Consider the following 15416-nt stretch of genomic DNA (forward strand, 5'->3'; position numbering starts at 1 on the left):
CGGGCTGCCCTGAGCCGGTTCCGAATCGCCCCGGACCGGCCGCCGGCGGGCCGCCGGTCGCCCGGCCCCCCTCCCGGCGCCGGTGCCCGCGCGGAGCGGGCCGGTGCCTCCGGAGCGGGTACCTGCACCCTCGGAATACCCCCCCGGGTATTGCTGTTAGGGTGGGGGACAGATACCCCCCGGGGTACACCGCCCGAAAGGAGTCACCGCCGTGTTCTTCGTCGACACCCTGGAATCCGAAGGCCTGGGAAACCGCAGCCACCTGGCCGGCGGACCCGGCGCCGCGGTCGTCGTCGACCCTCCGCGCGACATCGACCGGGTCATCGCCGCGGCGGCCGGGCGCGGGGTGCGCATCGCCTTCGTGGCCGAGACCCACGTGCACAACGACTACGTCTCCGGCGGTCTGGAGCTGGCGCGCGTCACCGGCGCCCGGTACCTGGTGCCGGCCGGGGCACACGTGTCGTTCGCCCGCACCCCCGTCGCCGACGGCGACACCGTGGTGGTCGACGGGGGCCTGGTGCTGCGCGCGATCGCCACCCCCGGGCACACCCCGCACCACACCTCCTACGTCCTGGAGGAGGACGGCCGGGGCGTCGCGGTGTTCACCGGCGGGTCGCTGCTGATCGGCACCACGGGCCGGCCGGACCTGGTCGAGCCGCGGCTGACCGAGCGGCTGGCCCGGGCCCAGCACGCCTCCGCGCACCGCCTCGCCGACGAGCTCGACGACGAGGTGCCGGTGCTGCCCACCCACGGCTTCGGCAGCTTCTGCTCCTCGGCGCAGGCGGAGGGGGACGCGACCACGATCGGCCGGGAGCGGAAGACCAACGACGCGCTGACCCTGGACGTGGACACCTTCGTCGCGCGGACGCTCGCGGACCTGGACGACGTGCCCGCGTACTACGCCCACATGGGCCCGGTCAACGCCGCGGGCCCCGCACCGGTCGACCTCACCCCGCCGAAGCGCGCGGACGCCGGGGAGATCGCCTCCCGGCTGGCCGCGGGGGAGTGGGTGGTGGACCTGCGCAGCCGTACCGCCTTCGCCGAGGGCCACGTCGCCGGATCGTTCAACTTCGAGGGCGGGGGCAGGCTCGCCACCCACCTGGCCTGGCTGATCCCGTGGGGCAAGCCCGTCACCCTGCTGGCCGGGACGCCCGAGCAGGTCGCCGACGCGCAGCGGGAGCTGGTCCGGGTCGGCATCGACCGCCCGGCCGCCGCCGCCACCGGCGACCCGGCCGCCTGGGTCCGCGAGGGCGAGCGGCTCGTCTCCTTCCCCCGCGCCCGCTTCGCCGACCTCGCCGACGCCCGCGGACGCGGCGACGACGTGGTCGTCCTGGACGTGCGGCGCGACTCCGAGCGCGCGGACGGCTTCGTCGACGGCTCGGTCCACATCCCGCTCCACGAACTGCACGGCCGCGTCGGCGAGGTACCGGACGGGACGGTGTGGGTGCACTGCGCCGGCGGGATGCGCGCGGCGATCGCCGCCTCCCTGCTGGACGCCGCCGGCCGGGACGTGGTCGCCGTCGACGACGGCTTCGCCGCCGCCACCGAGGCGGGACTCACCCCCGCCCGGCCCGACGGCGCCGCCTGAACACCCCCCTCCGCACCACCCGCACGGAAGTGATCAGACGATGTTCCCGCCTCCTCGCCGCGGCCCCGGCCGCCCCACCCCCGAACAGGTCCGCCGGCGGCCCGGCGACGGCAGGACCGGGCCACCGGCCGCCCGGGGCCCGGAAGCCGCCGCCACCGGCGGCACGACCGCCCGGGCGCATGCGGGCCCGCCGGTCACCGGCGGCACGACGGCCCGGGCCCCCGAGGGCCCGCCGGTCACCGGCGAGGGCGGCAGCGGCGGTGTCGCCGCGTGAGCGCGCTCATCCCGGCCCTGGCCGCCGGGGCGGTGGTCGGGCTCGCCCTGGGCGCCCTCGGCGGGGGCGGCGGCGTCCTGGCGGTGCCCGCGCTGGTCTACCTGCTCGGCTTCACCCCGGCCGCCGCCACCACCGCCGCCCTGCTCGTCGTCACCGCGACCTCGCTCACCGCCCTGTACGCCCACGCCCGCGCCGGCGGCGTGCGCTGGAGGGCCGGGGCGCTCCTCGCCGCGGCCGGGCTCCTGCCCGCCGCCGCTGCCGGAGCCGCCGCGTCCCGCCTGCCGCAACCCGTGCTGACCGCCGCGTTCGCCGTCGTCGCCGCGTCCGCCGCCGTCGCGATGCTGCGCCCCGCCCCGGCCGCCACCGGCCCGGCGGCCCCGCAGGCACGGCCCGCCCGGGCCGCCGGCGCCGGCGCGGGACTGGGCGCGCTGACCGGCCTGCTCGGGGTCGGCGGGGGCTTCCTCGCCGTTCCCGCCCTGGTCACCGTGATGGGTTTCGAGATGCGGGCCGCCGTCGGCACCGGCCTGGTGGTCGTCTCGGCGAACTCGCTCGCCTCGCTGGCCACCCGCGGCACCACCGCGGCCGGCGTCGACTGGGCGGTCGTCGCCCCCTTCGCCGGGGCCGCGATCCTCGGCGCCTGGGACGGCAGGAGGCTCGCCGCCAAGGTCACCGGGACCCTCCTGCAACGCGCCTTCGCGGTCGTGCTGCTGGCCGTGGCCGCCCTCATGCTCGTCGACGCCCTCACCTGAACCGCGCGGCCCGTACCGGAGAGCCCCGGCTCAGGCCAGGGAGAGGAACAGCTTCTCCAGGCGGGCGCGCATCTGCTCCCGGTCGCCGGAGGCGGCCATGTCCTCATCGGTCAGACAGTGCTGCAGACCGGTGGCGATGATGGCGAAACCCGCCTTGTCCAGCGCCCGGGACGCCGCCGCGAGCTGCGTGACCACGTCCTCGCAGTCCCGCCCCTCCTCGATCATCTTGATCACGCCGGCGATCTGGCCCTGCGCCCTGCGCAGCCGGTTGACCACCGTCTTCAGTTCCTCGGCCGCCATCGCCAGTTCCACGGACCACACTCCTTCGCGATACCCCCTTGGGTATGGTACCGAAGGGGTGGCCCCCATCGGACAAAGGAAGTTCCCGTGACCCCCACCGCCCTGACCGCCGACCAGGTCCACGCCCGCCTCCACGAGCTGACCGTCGTCGACGTCCGCACCCCCGGCGAGTACGCCTCCGGCCACCTGCCCGGCGCCCACAACGTCCCCCTCGACCACCTCGGCACGGCCCTGCCCGCCCTGAGGACCGCCGCCGGCCGCGGCGACCTCCTCGTCGTGTGCGCCTCCGGAGCCCGTTCCGAGACCGCCTGCCGGCGCCTGGCCGAGAACGGCGTCACCGCCGCCACCCTCACCGGCGGCACCACCGCCTGGATCCGGCTCGGCCACGACGTCCACCGCCCCGCCGGCACGCGCACCCCCTGGGCCATGGACCGCCAGGTCCGCCTCGCCGCCGGCTCCCTCGTCCTGACCGGCCTCGTCGCCGGACAGCGCTGGAGCGCGGCCCGCCTGCTCTCCGCGGGCGTCGCCGGCGGCCTGGTGTTCTCCGCCCTCACCGACACCTGCGGCATGGCCGGGATCCTCGCCAGGCTCCCCCACAACCGGCCCGCGGCCACCGACCTGGACGCCACCCTCGCCGCCCTGACCGGCTGACACCGCCCCACCGGGGCCCGGAGCACCGCCCCCACCGTCCCGAGGCGGTGGGGGCGGTGCTCCGCCCTGCTCCCGGACGTCCGCCGGCCTCCCTCCACGACGTCCGCGAGCGGCACGGCGCGGGGGAGCGGACCGCGCCGCCCGAAGCGGCGGCGCGGCCGACGGCCGCCGCGGCCCCGCCGGGACCCGCGGCCGGGTGGACGGAGTAGCGGGAGGCGGTCTCGGCGGGCCGCCCCGGCGGACCGCGCCTAGCGTGGCAGGAGGAGGTACCCGGCGCCGGAGGAGGTCGTGCCATGGCAGCACAGGCGAGTCCGCTGCGGGGGCGCACCGCCGTCGTGACCGGCGCGGCGCGGGGCCTGGGAGAGGCGATCGCCCTCCTGCTGGCCGACCGGGGCGCCCGGGTGGCCCTGCTGGGACGCGAGGAGGAGACCCTCGCCCGGGTGCGGGAACGGCTGCCGACCCAATCCGCGTGCTGGGAGGCCGACGTCACCGACGACGCGCGCATGGCACAGGTCGCCGCCGAGGTCAGGGAGCGGCTCGGCCCGCCCTCCGTGGTCGTCGCCAACGCCGGCGTGGCGGAGGGCGGGCCCTTCGCGGAGTCGGACCCGGCCGTGTGGCGCCGGGTCGTCGAGGTGAACCTGGTGGGCAGCGCCGCCACGGCCCGCTCGTACCTCCCAGACCTCTTCGAGACCCACGGCTACTTCCTCCAGGTCGCCTCCCTCGCGTCCATCGGCGCCGCGCCGATGATGAGCGCGTACTGCGCGTCCAAGGCCGGCGTCGAGTCGTTCGCGCACTCCCTGCGCGCCGAGGTCGCGCACCGCCGCGTGGGCGTGGGCATCGCCTACATCAACTGGACCGAAACCGACATGATCCGCGGCGTCGACGAGCACGCCGTCCTGCGCGAGCTGCGCGGCCACATGCCGCCGCCCGCCCGCAGGGTCCACCCCGCCCCCTACGTGGCCGCCCGGCTGGTCCGGGCGGTCGAACGGCGCCGGCCCGCCGTCTACGTTCCCTCCTGGCTCCGCACGACCCAGCTCGTCCGGGCCGCCATGCCGGCCGTGGTAACCGCGCTCTCCCGCAGGGAGCTGCCGCGCCTCGCGGCCGAGCACCCGTTCGAGGCCACCGGGTTCCTCGGCGAGGGCGGCCGCGCCGCCGCCCAGCCCCCGCCTCCCCCCGGGCCCTGACCGGCCCCGTCCGCCCGACCCGGCGGCGCGGTGGGCCGCCCGGACGCCTCCCCTGTGGGCCGTACCGGTGAGCCGCCCCGCGACGGGGCGCCGTACGGGGCAGGGATGAGCGCATCCGTGCCGGAGCCCCGGACGGAAGCACGGGTGACAGGGAACAGGAACGAAGGGGGCGCGCATGCCCGGTACGCGGACGCACACGGCCTGCGGCGACGGCCTGACCGGGCGGGACGACGCGCCGCGCACGGTGCGCGAGGCCGTCGTGGCCGTCGAGGAGGTGCTCACCGAACACCTCGCCGTCCGGCTGCGCGAGGCGCGGGAGGTGGACCGGGTGTACGCCCGGGACGTCGCCGGACGCGTCGCCGCGTTCACCCGGCGCCGCGGGAAACGCCTGCGCGCGGCCTTCGTGTGGTGCGGCTGGCGCGCGGCCGGCGGGACCGGCGACCCGCGGACCGCGCTGCGGGTCGGCGCGGCCCTCGAACTCGTCCAGGCGTGCGCCCTCATACACGACGACGTCATGGACGAGTCGCCGATGCGCCGCGGGGCGCCGTCCGTGCAGGCCGACTTCGCCCGCATGCACGTCACGGACCGCATGCGGGGAACCCCGGAGCACTTCTCGACCGCCGCCGCCGTCCTCGCCGGCGACCTGGCCCTGGCGTGGGCGGACGACCTGCTCGCCGAGACGGCGTTCGGCACGCCCCACGCGGCACCGCTGCTGGCCGAGTGGCGGGCCATGCGCGGCGAGATGGTCGCGGGACAGTACCGCGACGTCCACGCCCAGGCGACGGGCGCGTCCGGCATGGACGAGGCCGTCACCATCGCCGCGCTCAAGAGCGCGCTCTACACCGTCGAACGGCCCCTCGCCCTGGGGGCGGTCCTGGCCGGCGCCGACGTGGCCGTCCTGGACGCGCTGCACTCCGCCGGGCGCTGCGCGGGGCTGGCCTTCCAGCTCCGCGACGACCTGCTCGGCGCCTTCGGGGAGCCCGCGGTGACGGGCAAGCCGGCCGGCGAGGACCTGCGCGGACGCAGGCTCACCTACCTCTTCGCCGTCGCCTCCTCACTCGCGGAGGCGTCCGGCGACGAGGAGGCGGTCGAGGCCCTGCGGCCCGAGGGGCCGACCGTCACGGACGAGGCGGTCGCCCGGATGCGCGCCGCGATGGAACGGACGGGGGCGCGCGCCGTCGTCGAGGCGAAGATCGGGGAACTGGCGGCCATGAGCGTGCACCACTTCGCGGCGACCGGCGCGGACCGCGCCCTGCGGGAGGAGTTCGCCGCCTCGGTGGAGATCGCGGCCGGCACCGCGCCGGGCCGTACCGGGGAGGACGCGTGAGGACCGTGTCCGGACCGACCGACCACGTCGTCGTGGTCGGCGCGGGACTCTCCGGCCTCGCCGCCGCCCTCCACCTGCTCGGCGCCGGCCGGCGGGTGACCGTCGTCGAGCGGGAGGCCGGACCGGGCGGCCGGGCGGGCCGGGTGGAGTTCGGCGGCTACCGCGTCGACACCGGCCCCACCGTGCTCACCATGCCGGAACTGGCCGACGAGGCGTTCGCCGCCGTCGGCGACAGCCTGTACCGGCGGCTGGAACTGGTGGCGCTGCACCCGGCGTACCGGGCGCGCTTCGCGGACGGCTCGTCCCTCGACGTCCACACCGACGCCGACGCCATGGAGGAGGAGGTGCGGCGGTTCGCCGGGCCCGCCGAGGCCGAGGGCTACCGCAGGCTCCGGACCTGGCTGGAACGCCTGTACCGGGTGCAGATGGGCCGGTTCATCGACGCCAACTTCGACTCCCCGTTCCAGCTGCTCCACCCCGACCTCGCACGGCTCGCGGCGCTGGGCGGCTTCGGACGGCTCGCCCCGCGCATCGGCGCCTTCCTGTCCGACCCCCGCCTCCGGCGCGTCTTCTCCTTCCAGTCCCTGTACGCGGGGGTGGCCCCCGCCCGGGCCCTCGCCGCGTACGCCGTCATCGCCTACATGGACACCGTGGCGGGCGTGTACTTCCCGCGCGGCGGCATGCACGCCCTCCCGCGGGCCATGGCGGACGCGGCGGGCGAGGCGGGGGCGCGGCTGCGCTGGTCGGCGGAGGTGACGCGGCTGGAGCGCGGAGCGGGCCGGGTCCGCGCGGTCCACCTCTCGACGGGCGAGCGGATCGCCTGCGACGCGGTCGTGCTCACCCCGGACCTGCCCGTCGCCCACCGCCTACTGGGGCGGGCACCCCGGCGGCCGGTACGGCTGCGGCACTCCCCGTCCGCCGTCGTCCTCCACGCCGGCACCCACCGCACGTGGCCGGAGCTCGCCCACCACACGCTCTCCTTCGGCACCGCCTGGGAGGAGACCTTCGACGAACTGACGCGCCGGGGCAGCCTGATGAGCGACCCGTCGCTGCTGATCACCCGGCCCACGACGCACGACCCGTCCCTCGCCCCCGAAGGACGTCACCTCCACTACGTCCTGGCCCCCTGCCCGAACACCACGACCGGCCCGGCGTCCGCGTCGTGGCGCGAGCTGGGACCCCGCTACCGGGACGGGCTGGTGGCCGAGCTCGAACGCCGGGGCCTCGACGGGTTCGCCGCCTCCGTCGACCGGGAGCTGCTCGTCACCCCGATGGACTGGGCGGCGCAGGGCCATGCGGCGGGCACCCCGTTCTCCGTGTCCCACACCTTCGCGCAGACGGGCCCGTTCCGGCCGCGCAACCTCGTGCGCGGCTGGGACAACGTCGTCCTCGCCGGATGCGGGACCACCCCCGGCGTGGGCGTCCCCACCGTCCTCGTCAGCGGCAAGCTCGCCGCCGCCCGGATCACCGGCGCCCCCGCCGCGTCCGGCCCGTCCGCCCGCACCGCCGTGCCCTCCCGGAAAGGCAACGCCGATGACCCGTCGTGAACTGGACGCGGCGGGGATCACCGACCCCCGCCTGCGCGCCGCGTACACGCGGTGCCGGCAGCTCAACGCCCGGCACGGCAGGACGTACTTCCTCGCCACCCGGCTGCTGCCCGTCGAGCGCCGCCCCGCCGTGCACGCGCTCTACGGCTTCGCCCGCTGGGCGGACGACATCGTCGACGACCTGACCCGCAGGCTGACCCCCGTGGAACGGGACCGGCGGCTGCGGGCCCTGGAGGGCGACCTGGCGAACGGGCTGCGCGGCGCCGGGGGCGGCGAGCCCGTGGTGCGGGCGGTGGCGGACACCGCCGACCGGTACGCGATCGACCACCGGCTGTTCGCCGACTTCCTGGCCTCCATGCGCAGCGACCTGAGCGTCACGGACTACCCGACGTACGCGGACCTGCGCGCGTACATGCACGGCTCGGCGGCCGTGATCGGGCTGCAGATGCTGCCGGTGCTCGGCACGGTCGTGCCCCGCGAGGAGGCGGCCCCGCACGCGGCGGCCCTCGGCGTGGCGTTCCAGCTCACCAACTTCCTCCGGGACGTGGGGGAGGACCTGGACCGCGGCCGGGTCTACCTCCCCGCGGACCTGCTCGCCGCCCACGGCGTGGACCGCGCCCTGCTGGAGTGGAGCCGCCGCACCGGCCGCCGCGACCGGCGGATCCGCGCCGCGCTGGTCGCCGCGGAACACCTCACGCGGGGCGTGTACCGGGAGGCGGAGCCGGGCATCGCCCTGCTCGACCCCCGCGTGCGGCCCTGCATCCGCGCGGCCCGCGTCCTGTACGGCGGCATCCTCGACGCGATCGCCGCCGACGACTACGCCGTGCTGCACCGCCGTTCGGTGGTGCCGCGCCGGCACCGGGCCGCCACCGCCGCGGTGGGGCTCGTGCACGTCCTGGGCGCCCGGGTACGCGCCCGGACGGCGCCGCCGCCCCCGGTGGCGCCCGCGCCGGTGAGCGGAGGACCGACGGAACGGGAGCGGTGCGTCCGATGAACGAAGCCGAGGGCACGGCCGGCTGGACCTCCCCGCTGCGGATCCGCCGGGGCCCGCGCTGGAACGAGCAGCGGCCCACGTGGCGGGAGGCGAAGCCGGCCCTGATCGCCGACGCGCTCAAGCGGGCCTCCGCGCGGCCGTCGGGCAACTGGTTCGTCGTCGGCGCCTCGCGGGACGTCGTGGGCGGACGCCCGCACGGCAGGACGGTGGCCGGGGTGGAGGTCGTCCTGTGGCGGACGGGGACCGGCGCGCTGCGGGCGGGCCCGGGAGCCTGCCCCCACCTGGGCGCCCCGCTGCGCGACAGCCGGGTCGTGTGCGGGACGCTGCTGTGCCACTGGCACGGACTGGCCCTGGACGGCGGCCCCTTCGCCGGGTGGGAGCCCTTCCCGGTCCACGACGACGGGGTGCTGGTGTGGGTGCGCCTGGACGGGGCGGGCGGCGAGGAACCGCTGGAGCGCCCCGTGGTCCCGCCGCGCCCGGTGCCCGGTGGCGCGGTGGACGCCGTGTTCACGGCGGTGGGCCGGTGCGAACCGGAGGACGTGGTCGCCAACCGGCTGGACCCGTGGCACGGTTCGTGGTTCCACCCGTACTCGTTCGTCGACCTGCGCGTCGTGGACGCGCCGCGGGGGGACGCGCGGGACGCGTTCGCGGTGGAGGTGTCGTTCCGTGTGGCGGGCCGCCTCGTCGTACCGGTGCGCGCCGAGTTCACCGCGCCCGGGCCGCGCACGGTCGTCATGCGCATCACCGAGGGGGAGGGGGTGGGCTCGGTGGTGGAGACGCACGCCACCCCGCTCACCGCGCCGGCGTCGGCCCGGCCGAGGACCGCCGTCGTGGAGGCGGTCGTCGCCGCCTCCGACCGGCGCGGCTTCGCGCTGGCGCGGGCCGCCGCCCCGCTGCTGCGCCCGCTGGTGCGCCGGACGGCCGGCCGGCTGTGGCGCGACGACCTGGCCTACGCGGAGCGGCGCTGGGAGCTGCGCGGCAGCGGCCGCTTCCCCGGCTGACCGCACCCGCCGCGGCCGGGGAGCACCCGCACACCGCCGGGCGCGGCCCGCGCCGCGGCGGGTACGGGGCGGGTACGGGGCCCGGGCCGCGGCGGCGTACGCGGCACGGGCCGCGCCCTCAGTCCGCCCCCGCCAGCGCGGCGAGGGCCCGCAGCGCGGCGGTCCGCCCCGCGCGGGGGACGGTCCACAGGACCTGGCCCCGCACGCCCCAGTCGGCCAGGAGCGCGTTGGCGGCGAGGAAACCCGTCGTCGCCGCGCGTTCCATCAGGGCGACCGGCAGGTCGCAGCGGACCGCGTCGCCGGCCGTCACGACCCGCGGATGCGCCGTGCGGACGGCCGGGCGCCGGTGGTGGGTGCCGACGGGGAACATCGGGCAGTCGGCCCGCCACTCGTGCCGCGCGTCGACGGCCCGCGCGTCGCGCGTCTCGGGGTAGACCTCGTGCAGCCGGTCGACGAGCCGGTCCTGCACCTCCTTCGGCTCGGCGCCGGGGTCGACGGCGTACGCGTGCAGTTCGACCACCGACCCGCCGGTGCGCGCGGCCCAGCGCGCCGCCTCGCCCTCCCAGCGCTCCAGGACGCTGACGTTGTCCAGGCCGCCGTAGCCGCTGGTGCCGAGGAACCCGGGCCGGTCCCGGCGCACCGGCCGGTCCAGCCACAGCCGCGAGACGAGGAACGGCGGCGCGTCGCGCAGGGACGCGACGTCGTCGCGCCACGCGGCGCCGCCGAGCCCGGGGGAGGCGGCCACCAGGGCGCGCAGCCCGCCGGGGTCCAGGGCGAGCACCACCGCCCGGTGGCGGTCGGATCCCCCGTCCGTCCCCACCACCAGGTCGTCGCCGTCCGGGCGGACGCCGCGCACCGGCGTCCCGGCGCGCACGTCGACGCCGAGCCCCTCCAGGTACCCGCCCAGGGGCTCCCACAGCGCCTGCGGGTAGGGCTCGCCCGGCACGTCGAACAGCAGGCCCTCGGAGGACCCGAGGAAGTAGACGTGGAACATCAACATCAGCTCGGCCGCCGACAGGTGGCGCGGGTCGGCGAAGAAGCTGCGGGAGAACACCTCGAACGCCAGGTGGCGGGCGGCCTCGGGGAACCGGATCCGCTCCAGGAAGTCGGTCGCGCTCACCCCGTCGAACCGCTCGTACACCTCGGGCACGCGCACGTCGAACAGCGGCAGCGCGGCGCGCGGGGCCATGCCGGCCAGGTCCCGCCAGCCGAAGGTCGGGCTGAGCGCGGCGAACCCGAGCGCGCTCCACGGGGGCGTACGGGGCACCCGCGCGAACCCGTCGGTCAGGCCGCGGCGGTGCCGCAGCGGGTAGTCGGGCAGCGGTACGAGCCGGTCCAGTCCCGGGTCCGTCCGCCGGAGCAGCCCGCGCAGGTTGTAGTACTGGCGGAAGAAGGCGTGGAAGCCGCGGCTCATGGTCGCCTCCGAGCCGTCCGCCAGGCGGGTGCGCCATCCCCTGACGCGGCCGCCGAGCGTCTCCTCCCGCTCGTAGAGGGTGACGCGCACGCCGCGTTCGGCGAGTGCGGTCGCCGCGGCGAGGCCGGCGATGCCGCCGCCGACCACGGCGGCGCTCGGCCGGTCCCCGGTGAGGCGTTCCCGGCCGGGGGCGGGGAGGACGACCTCCGCCCGCCGGTCCCGGCCCCGGCGGGCGGCGCCGGAACGCCGCCGGGCCGCGCTCATCGGCCGCCCTCCCGTCCGCCGCGGTGGCCGCTCCCGGCGAGGAACGTGTGCACCACCCCGGTCTGCCACCCGGCGACCGGCAGCGTGCGCACGCCGCCGAACCCCGCGCGCGCCAGCCGGGCCGCGAAGGCGGGTGCGGAGTCGAAGGCGAGCACGCTGCGCCACAGGTGGTGGTAGAGGTCCCGGTCCCCGGTGAGGGTCCCCGCCGGGATGATCACCGCCCGGCAGACCGCGGTCCACAGCGCGCGGTGGAGGGGGGACCCGCTGAGGCTGTACTCGTGCACCGCCAGGCGGCCGCCGGGCCGCAGCAGGGCGCGCACCGAGGCGAGGACGGCGTCGGGGTCGGTGACGTTGCGGAAGAGGTACGCGGCGAACACGGCGTCGTACGGGCCCCCGGCGGGGTCCGCGGCCAGTTCCTCGGCGGTCAGGTGCCGGAAGCGCACGTTCGCCGGCCAGGGTTTGGCGAGGGCGCGGCGCAGCATGCCGGCCGACGCGTCGACGGCCGTGACGCGCGCGCGGGGGGCGGCCTCCAGCAGCGCCCGCGTCGAGGCGCCGGTGCCGCACCCGAGGTCCAGCAGGTGGAGCCCCGCCCCCTCGTCCGGGAGCCGCAGGCGCCGCGCGGAGCGCCGCAGGTCGGCGTGGTAGCCGGGGTTGGCCGCCGTCAGGCGGTCGTAGGCGGGGGCGGCGTGGTCGAAGGCGGTGGTCAGGTCGTGGTCCCGCAGAAGGGTCATAGGGGGTTCTCTCCGGGTCGGGTGGCGGCGCGGCGCCGCAGGAAGGGGACTTCGGCGGCGGTGCGGAGCATGGGGCCGACGGGGGTGCGCAGACCGATGCCGAACTCCTCCCACGGGGAGGTGGCCCCGTCGAGGAAGCGCAGCAGGCGTTCGGTCGGGACGCGGCGGAAGAGGCCGGTGAAGAAGTCCGGTCCGTTCACCCGTCCGGTGTCCAGCGCCCGGAGCAGCACCGCGTCCATGGCGAGCGCCCGCCGGCCGTGCGGGGGCGGCACGACCTCGCCCCCCTCGCCCAGCGCACGGGCCACCGCCCGGCTCTGCCGCTGCACGGCGGCGAAGGTGTAGCCGGTCGCCGGCCGGGTCGCGCCGCCCGCGGCGCCGATGCGGAACACGGCCCGTCCGACGCGGCGGGGGAAGCGCGCGTCGGTCATGGGGATGACCCCCTGCTCGGCGGACTCCACGGACAGGGCGCCGAGCCGCAGCACCTCGCCGGTGTAGTGGCGGAGCGCCGCCTCGTACGCGGCCGTGCCGAGCGGGGCCCGGGAGAACTCCGTGTACTCGACGAGCGCCCGGTCGGGGGCGAGGGGCAGCACGTACCCGAACGCGAGGCCGTGGCGCGGCTGCGGCACGCGGAAGTCCATCAGGTCCGCGACGCGCGGGTCGAAGCACGGGGCGGCGGTGCGCACGAACCAGCCGCGGAAGTGCTGCAGCAGCGTGGTGCGGGCGGGCGGCAGCCGGCGCGGCGGCCGGGAGTCGAAGACGTACCCGGCCCGCAGGGTCAGTCCGCGGCCGTCGGGCGCGGTGCAGCGGACCTCGGCCCCGTGCTCCCCGTCGCGCACGTCGTGCGCCGTCGCGCGGACGACCCGGGCCCGCGGGTGGCGGGCCAGGCGGGAGTGCACCAGCGACTCGAAGGACGCCGAGCGCAGCATCCGGTAGCGCAGTGGCGCCGGGTCCGCGGCGACCACGCGGCCGTCCGGGCCGTGGATCCGCAGCCGGGACCAGGAGGCGACGACCGCGTCGTCGAACTCGCCCGGCCCCTCGTCCCAGTAGCACCAGGTGCGTTCCGCGGGGCGCAGCGGGCCGTCCGGCGCCTCCACCACGGTCACGGCGGTGCGCCCGGTCCGCGTCAGGTGGTGCGCCAGGCTCAGCCCCGAGGCCCCGCCGCCCACGATCACGACGTCCGTCCCCGTCCCGTCCGTCCCGTGCGGGCCGCCGCTCACCGGGCGTGCCCTTCGGCGGCCGGCGCGCCCTTCCGGGCGGCGGGGGCGGCGCCGTCCACGCCGGCGGCCGGTACGGGCGTCCCGTCGATGTCCATGCCCACTCCCTGCCGAGGTCCCGCTGACGTACGCACTTCGGCCGCCCGCACGCCCGCGGATGCGGAGGGGCGGGAACCAGCGGACCACGTCGTGGACGCCAGGGCCAGGCGCCGCCACGGCCGTAGTCCCATCGGGCGATCCCCGGCCGGTCCCGCGCGGCCGGTCACCGCGTGACGACTGCCTCGAAGGCGGTCAGCGCCTCCGCGAGGCTGCCGGGACGCGACAGCCCCGGCACCGCCCGTCCGGCCCAGCCGGGCCCGAGCGTCAGCACGGCGGGCCGCCTGCGCGCCCCGCGCACCCCCCACTCCATGGCGGCCACGTGCTGGGCGAGGGGACGGCTCGCGGTCGTCCGGGACTGGGCCCACAGTCCCACGGCCGCCGGCCCGGTCCTGCGCACGGCCTCGACGAGCGCCTCCACGGGCAGGGCCGCGCCGAACATCCGCACGGGCACGCCGCGTTCGGCGAGAGCGGCGGCCAGCGCCTCCAGCGGCAGGGTGTGGTACTCGCCGGGCACGCAGGCGAGCACGACGGTGCCGCCCGGCGCGCCGGGCGGCACCGTCGGGGCGGACCGCCGCAGGGCGCCGGACACGTGCCAGGACAGGAAGTGCTCGACCTCCACGTACTTCTCGCCCGAGCTCTCCCACTTGCGGCCGACGGCCTGCAGCGCCGGCATGGCGACCTCGGTCCACGCGGTCACCAGCCCGTGGTCGGCGATCGCGGTCGCCAGGATCTCCTCCAGCGCGACGGCGTCCAGGCGCAGCGCGGCGCGGGCCAGCCCCCGGCACTCCTGCCGGACCGCGCCCAACTGGAGGCCGGTACGGGCCCGGTCGCGCGGACGGGCCGCACGCGGCGGTGGGGCGGGCACGCCGTCCGGCGCGGCGGGCGGGCCGTCCGGCGGGGCCGACCCCGGCGGCGGGCCGGGTGCCGGGGCCGACGCCGGGCCCCGGCGGGCCAGCCGCGCCGCCTCGGCGGGCGACAGGCCGGTCGCCGTCAGCGCGCACATCCGCTCCAGCCGCGCCACGTCCGCGGGCGTCCACCGGCGGTGCCTGCCGCCGGTGTGCGCGTCGGGCCCCAGCCCGTAACGGCGGTCCCAGGAGCGGACCGTGGTCGGCGCGACGCCCAGGCGCCTGGCCACCTCGCCGGTGGTGAGGCCGCCGCCGCGCCGGTCGTCCGTGTCGTCTTCACCGCTCACGCGACCAGGTTACGACGCACAACCGATGCATGTTGATTGCGTCGTTAGTGCGTCCAAGACTGGGGCGCGGGGTCACGGCACGCGAGCCGGGGGCGCTCACCGGCGCACGGCCTTCGATCCCGCGCGTGCCGTCGACGCAGGAGGAACGAGACCATGGGTACGACCACGGGCCTTGCGGACCAGGCGCGGCCCCCCGTCGACGGGGGGCCGGACGAGGCGGAGCTGGGGCGCGGCCTCCTCGCCTCCGACGAACACGCCTTCGAGGCCGTCTACCGGCGGTGGAGCCCGCTCGTCCACGCGATGGCCGCCCGTTCGCTCGGGGGCGCCCGCGAGGCGGAGGACGTCACCCAGCAGGTCTTCGCCGCCGCCTGGCGCGGCCGGGCCGGGTTCCGCCCGGAACGCGGCCCGCTCGGCGCCTGGCTGAGCGGGATCACCCGCCGCAAGATCGTGGACGCGCTGGAGGGGCGGACCCGCCGCCTGCGGCTCGCCGAGGCCGTGGCCCGCTCCTCGGGTGCGGCCCCCTCCCCGGCCGGGGGCGCGGTGCGCGAGGCGGCCCCGGACGCGGCCCCGGACGCGGCGCCGGACGCGGTGCTGGACCGCGTCCTCCTCGCCGACGAGCTCGCGCGGCTGCCGCAGGGGCAGCGGCAGGTGCTGTGCATGGCCTACTACGGGGACCTGACCCAGAACCAGATCGCACGGCTGACCGGGGTGCCGCTGGGCACCGTCAAGAGCCACGCCCGCAGGGGTCTGCAGGTCCTGCGCCGCCGGATCGGGCCGGACCCCGCGACGGCGCCCCGCCCCGCGGGCGGCGCGTCGGACCGGACGCCGCCCGCCCCGCCGTCCGCGCCCCAAGTGCCTTAAAGTGAACAGCAGTTCGAGTCGGGACG

14 protein-coding genes are annotated in these 15416 nt (G+C 77.8%); 9 read left to right on the forward strand and 5 right to left on the reverse strand.

Annotated features, from left to right (window positions below; all coding sequences use genetic code 11):
• Positions 1-211 precede the first annotated feature (211 nt).
• Both IE106_RS13775 and IE106_RS13780 read left to right on the forward strand, forming a co-directional pair.
• Positions 212-1588 (forward strand): MBL fold metallo-hydrolase, encoded by a 1377-nt coding sequence (locus tag IE106_RS13775; protein ID WP_189533576.1) that lies wholly within the window; start codon positions 212-214, stop codon positions 1586-1588.
• A 270-nt stretch (positions 1589-1858) separates the two neighbouring features.
• Positions 1859-2611, forward strand: coding sequence for a TSUP family transporter (locus tag IE106_RS13780; RefSeq protein WP_189533578.1), 753 nt, complete (start codon positions 1859-1861; stop codon positions 2609-2611).
• A 30-nt stretch (positions 2612-2641) separates the two neighbouring features.
• Here IE106_RS13780 and IE106_RS13785 read toward each other — a convergent pair whose 3' ends face one another.
• Entirely contained in the window at positions 2642-2923 is a 282-nt protein-coding gene (locus IE106_RS13785; RefSeq protein WP_098750301.1) for a metal-sensitive transcriptional regulator, read from the reverse strand.
• Between the two features lie 75 nt (positions 2924-2998).
• Here IE106_RS13785 and IE106_RS13790 point away from each other — a divergent pair, with 75 nt between their 5' ends.
• The 6 genes from IE106_RS13790 to IE106_RS13815 all read left to right on the forward strand — a co-directional run bounded on the left by IE106_RS13790 (position 2999) and on the right by IE106_RS13815 (position 9615).
• Entirely contained in the window at positions 2999-3562 is a 564-nt protein-coding gene (locus IE106_RS13790; protein ID WP_189533580.1) for a rhodanese-like domain-containing protein, read from the forward strand.
• A gap of 293 nt (positions 3563-3855) precedes the next feature.
• Positions 3856-4746 (forward strand): SDR family oxidoreductase, encoded by an 891-nt coding sequence (locus IE106_RS13795; protein WP_189533582.1) that lies wholly within the window; start codon positions 3856-3858, stop codon positions 4744-4746.
• Positions 4747-4921: 175 nt separating this feature from the next.
• Positions 4922-6073, forward strand: coding sequence for a polyprenyl synthetase family protein (locus IE106_RS13800; RefSeq protein ID WP_189533584.1), 1152 nt, complete (start codon positions 4922-4924; stop codon positions 6071-6073).
• Entirely contained in the window at positions 6070-7620 is a 1551-nt protein-coding gene (crtI, locus tag IE106_RS13805; RefSeq protein WP_189533586.1) for a phytoene desaturase family protein, read from the forward strand. Before IE106_RS13800 ends, crtI begins: the two co-directional genes overlap by 4 nt.
• A complete protein-coding gene (locus IE106_RS13810; RefSeq protein WP_189533588.1) occupies positions 7607-8614 on the forward strand; it encodes a phytoene/squalene synthase family protein in 1008 nt (335 codons plus the stop codon). Before crtI ends, IE106_RS13810 begins: the two co-directional genes overlap by 14 nt.
• A complete protein-coding gene (locus IE106_RS13815; RefSeq protein WP_189533589.1) occupies positions 8611-9615 on the forward strand; it encodes a Rieske (2Fe-2S) protein in 1005 nt (334 codons plus the stop codon). Before IE106_RS13810 ends, IE106_RS13815 begins: the two co-directional genes overlap by 4 nt.
• Before the next feature lie 118 nt (positions 9616-9733).
• On the opposite strand, the gene IE106_RS13820 is transcribed toward IE106_RS13815, so the two are convergent.
• The 4 genes from IE106_RS13820 to IE106_RS13835 all read right to left on the reverse strand — a co-directional run bounded on the left by IE106_RS13820 (position 9734) and on the right by IE106_RS13835 (position 14529).
• A complete protein-coding gene (locus IE106_RS13820; protein ID WP_189533591.1) occupies positions 9734-11293 on the reverse strand; it encodes an FAD-dependent oxidoreductase in 1560 nt (519 codons plus the stop codon).
• Positions 11290-12024 (reverse strand): methyltransferase, encoded by a 735-nt coding sequence (locus IE106_RS13825; RefSeq protein ID WP_189533593.1) that lies wholly within the window; start codon positions 12022-12024, stop codon positions 11290-11292. The genes IE106_RS13820 and IE106_RS13825 overlap by 4 nt, the downstream gene beginning before the upstream one ends.
• Complete coding sequence (locus tag IE106_RS13830; RefSeq protein ID WP_189533595.1) at positions 12021-13241, reverse strand: FAD-dependent oxidoreductase; 1221 nt, start codon at positions 13239-13241, stop codon at positions 12021-12023. Before IE106_RS13830 ends, IE106_RS13825 begins: the two co-directional genes overlap by 4 nt.
• 259 nt (positions 13242-13500) lie before the next feature.
• Positions 13501-14529, reverse strand: a complete 1029-nt coding sequence (locus IE106_RS13835) for a MerR family transcriptional regulator (RefSeq protein WP_189533596.1) — start codon at positions 14527-14529, stop codon at positions 13501-13503.
• A gap of 153 nt (positions 14530-14682) precedes the next feature.
• Here IE106_RS13835 and IE106_RS13840 point away from each other — a divergent pair, with 153 nt between their 5' ends.
• Positions 14683-15390, forward strand: coding sequence for an RNA polymerase sigma factor (locus tag IE106_RS13840; protein WP_189533598.1), 708 nt, complete (start codon positions 14683-14685; stop codon positions 15388-15390).
• Positions 15391-15416 lie beyond the last annotated feature (26 nt).

The organism is Streptomyces roseolilacinus, from assembly GCF_014649335.1.
Classification (GTDB): Bacteria; Actinomycetota; Actinomycetes; order Streptomycetales; family Streptomycetaceae; genus Streptomyces; species Streptomyces roseolilacinus.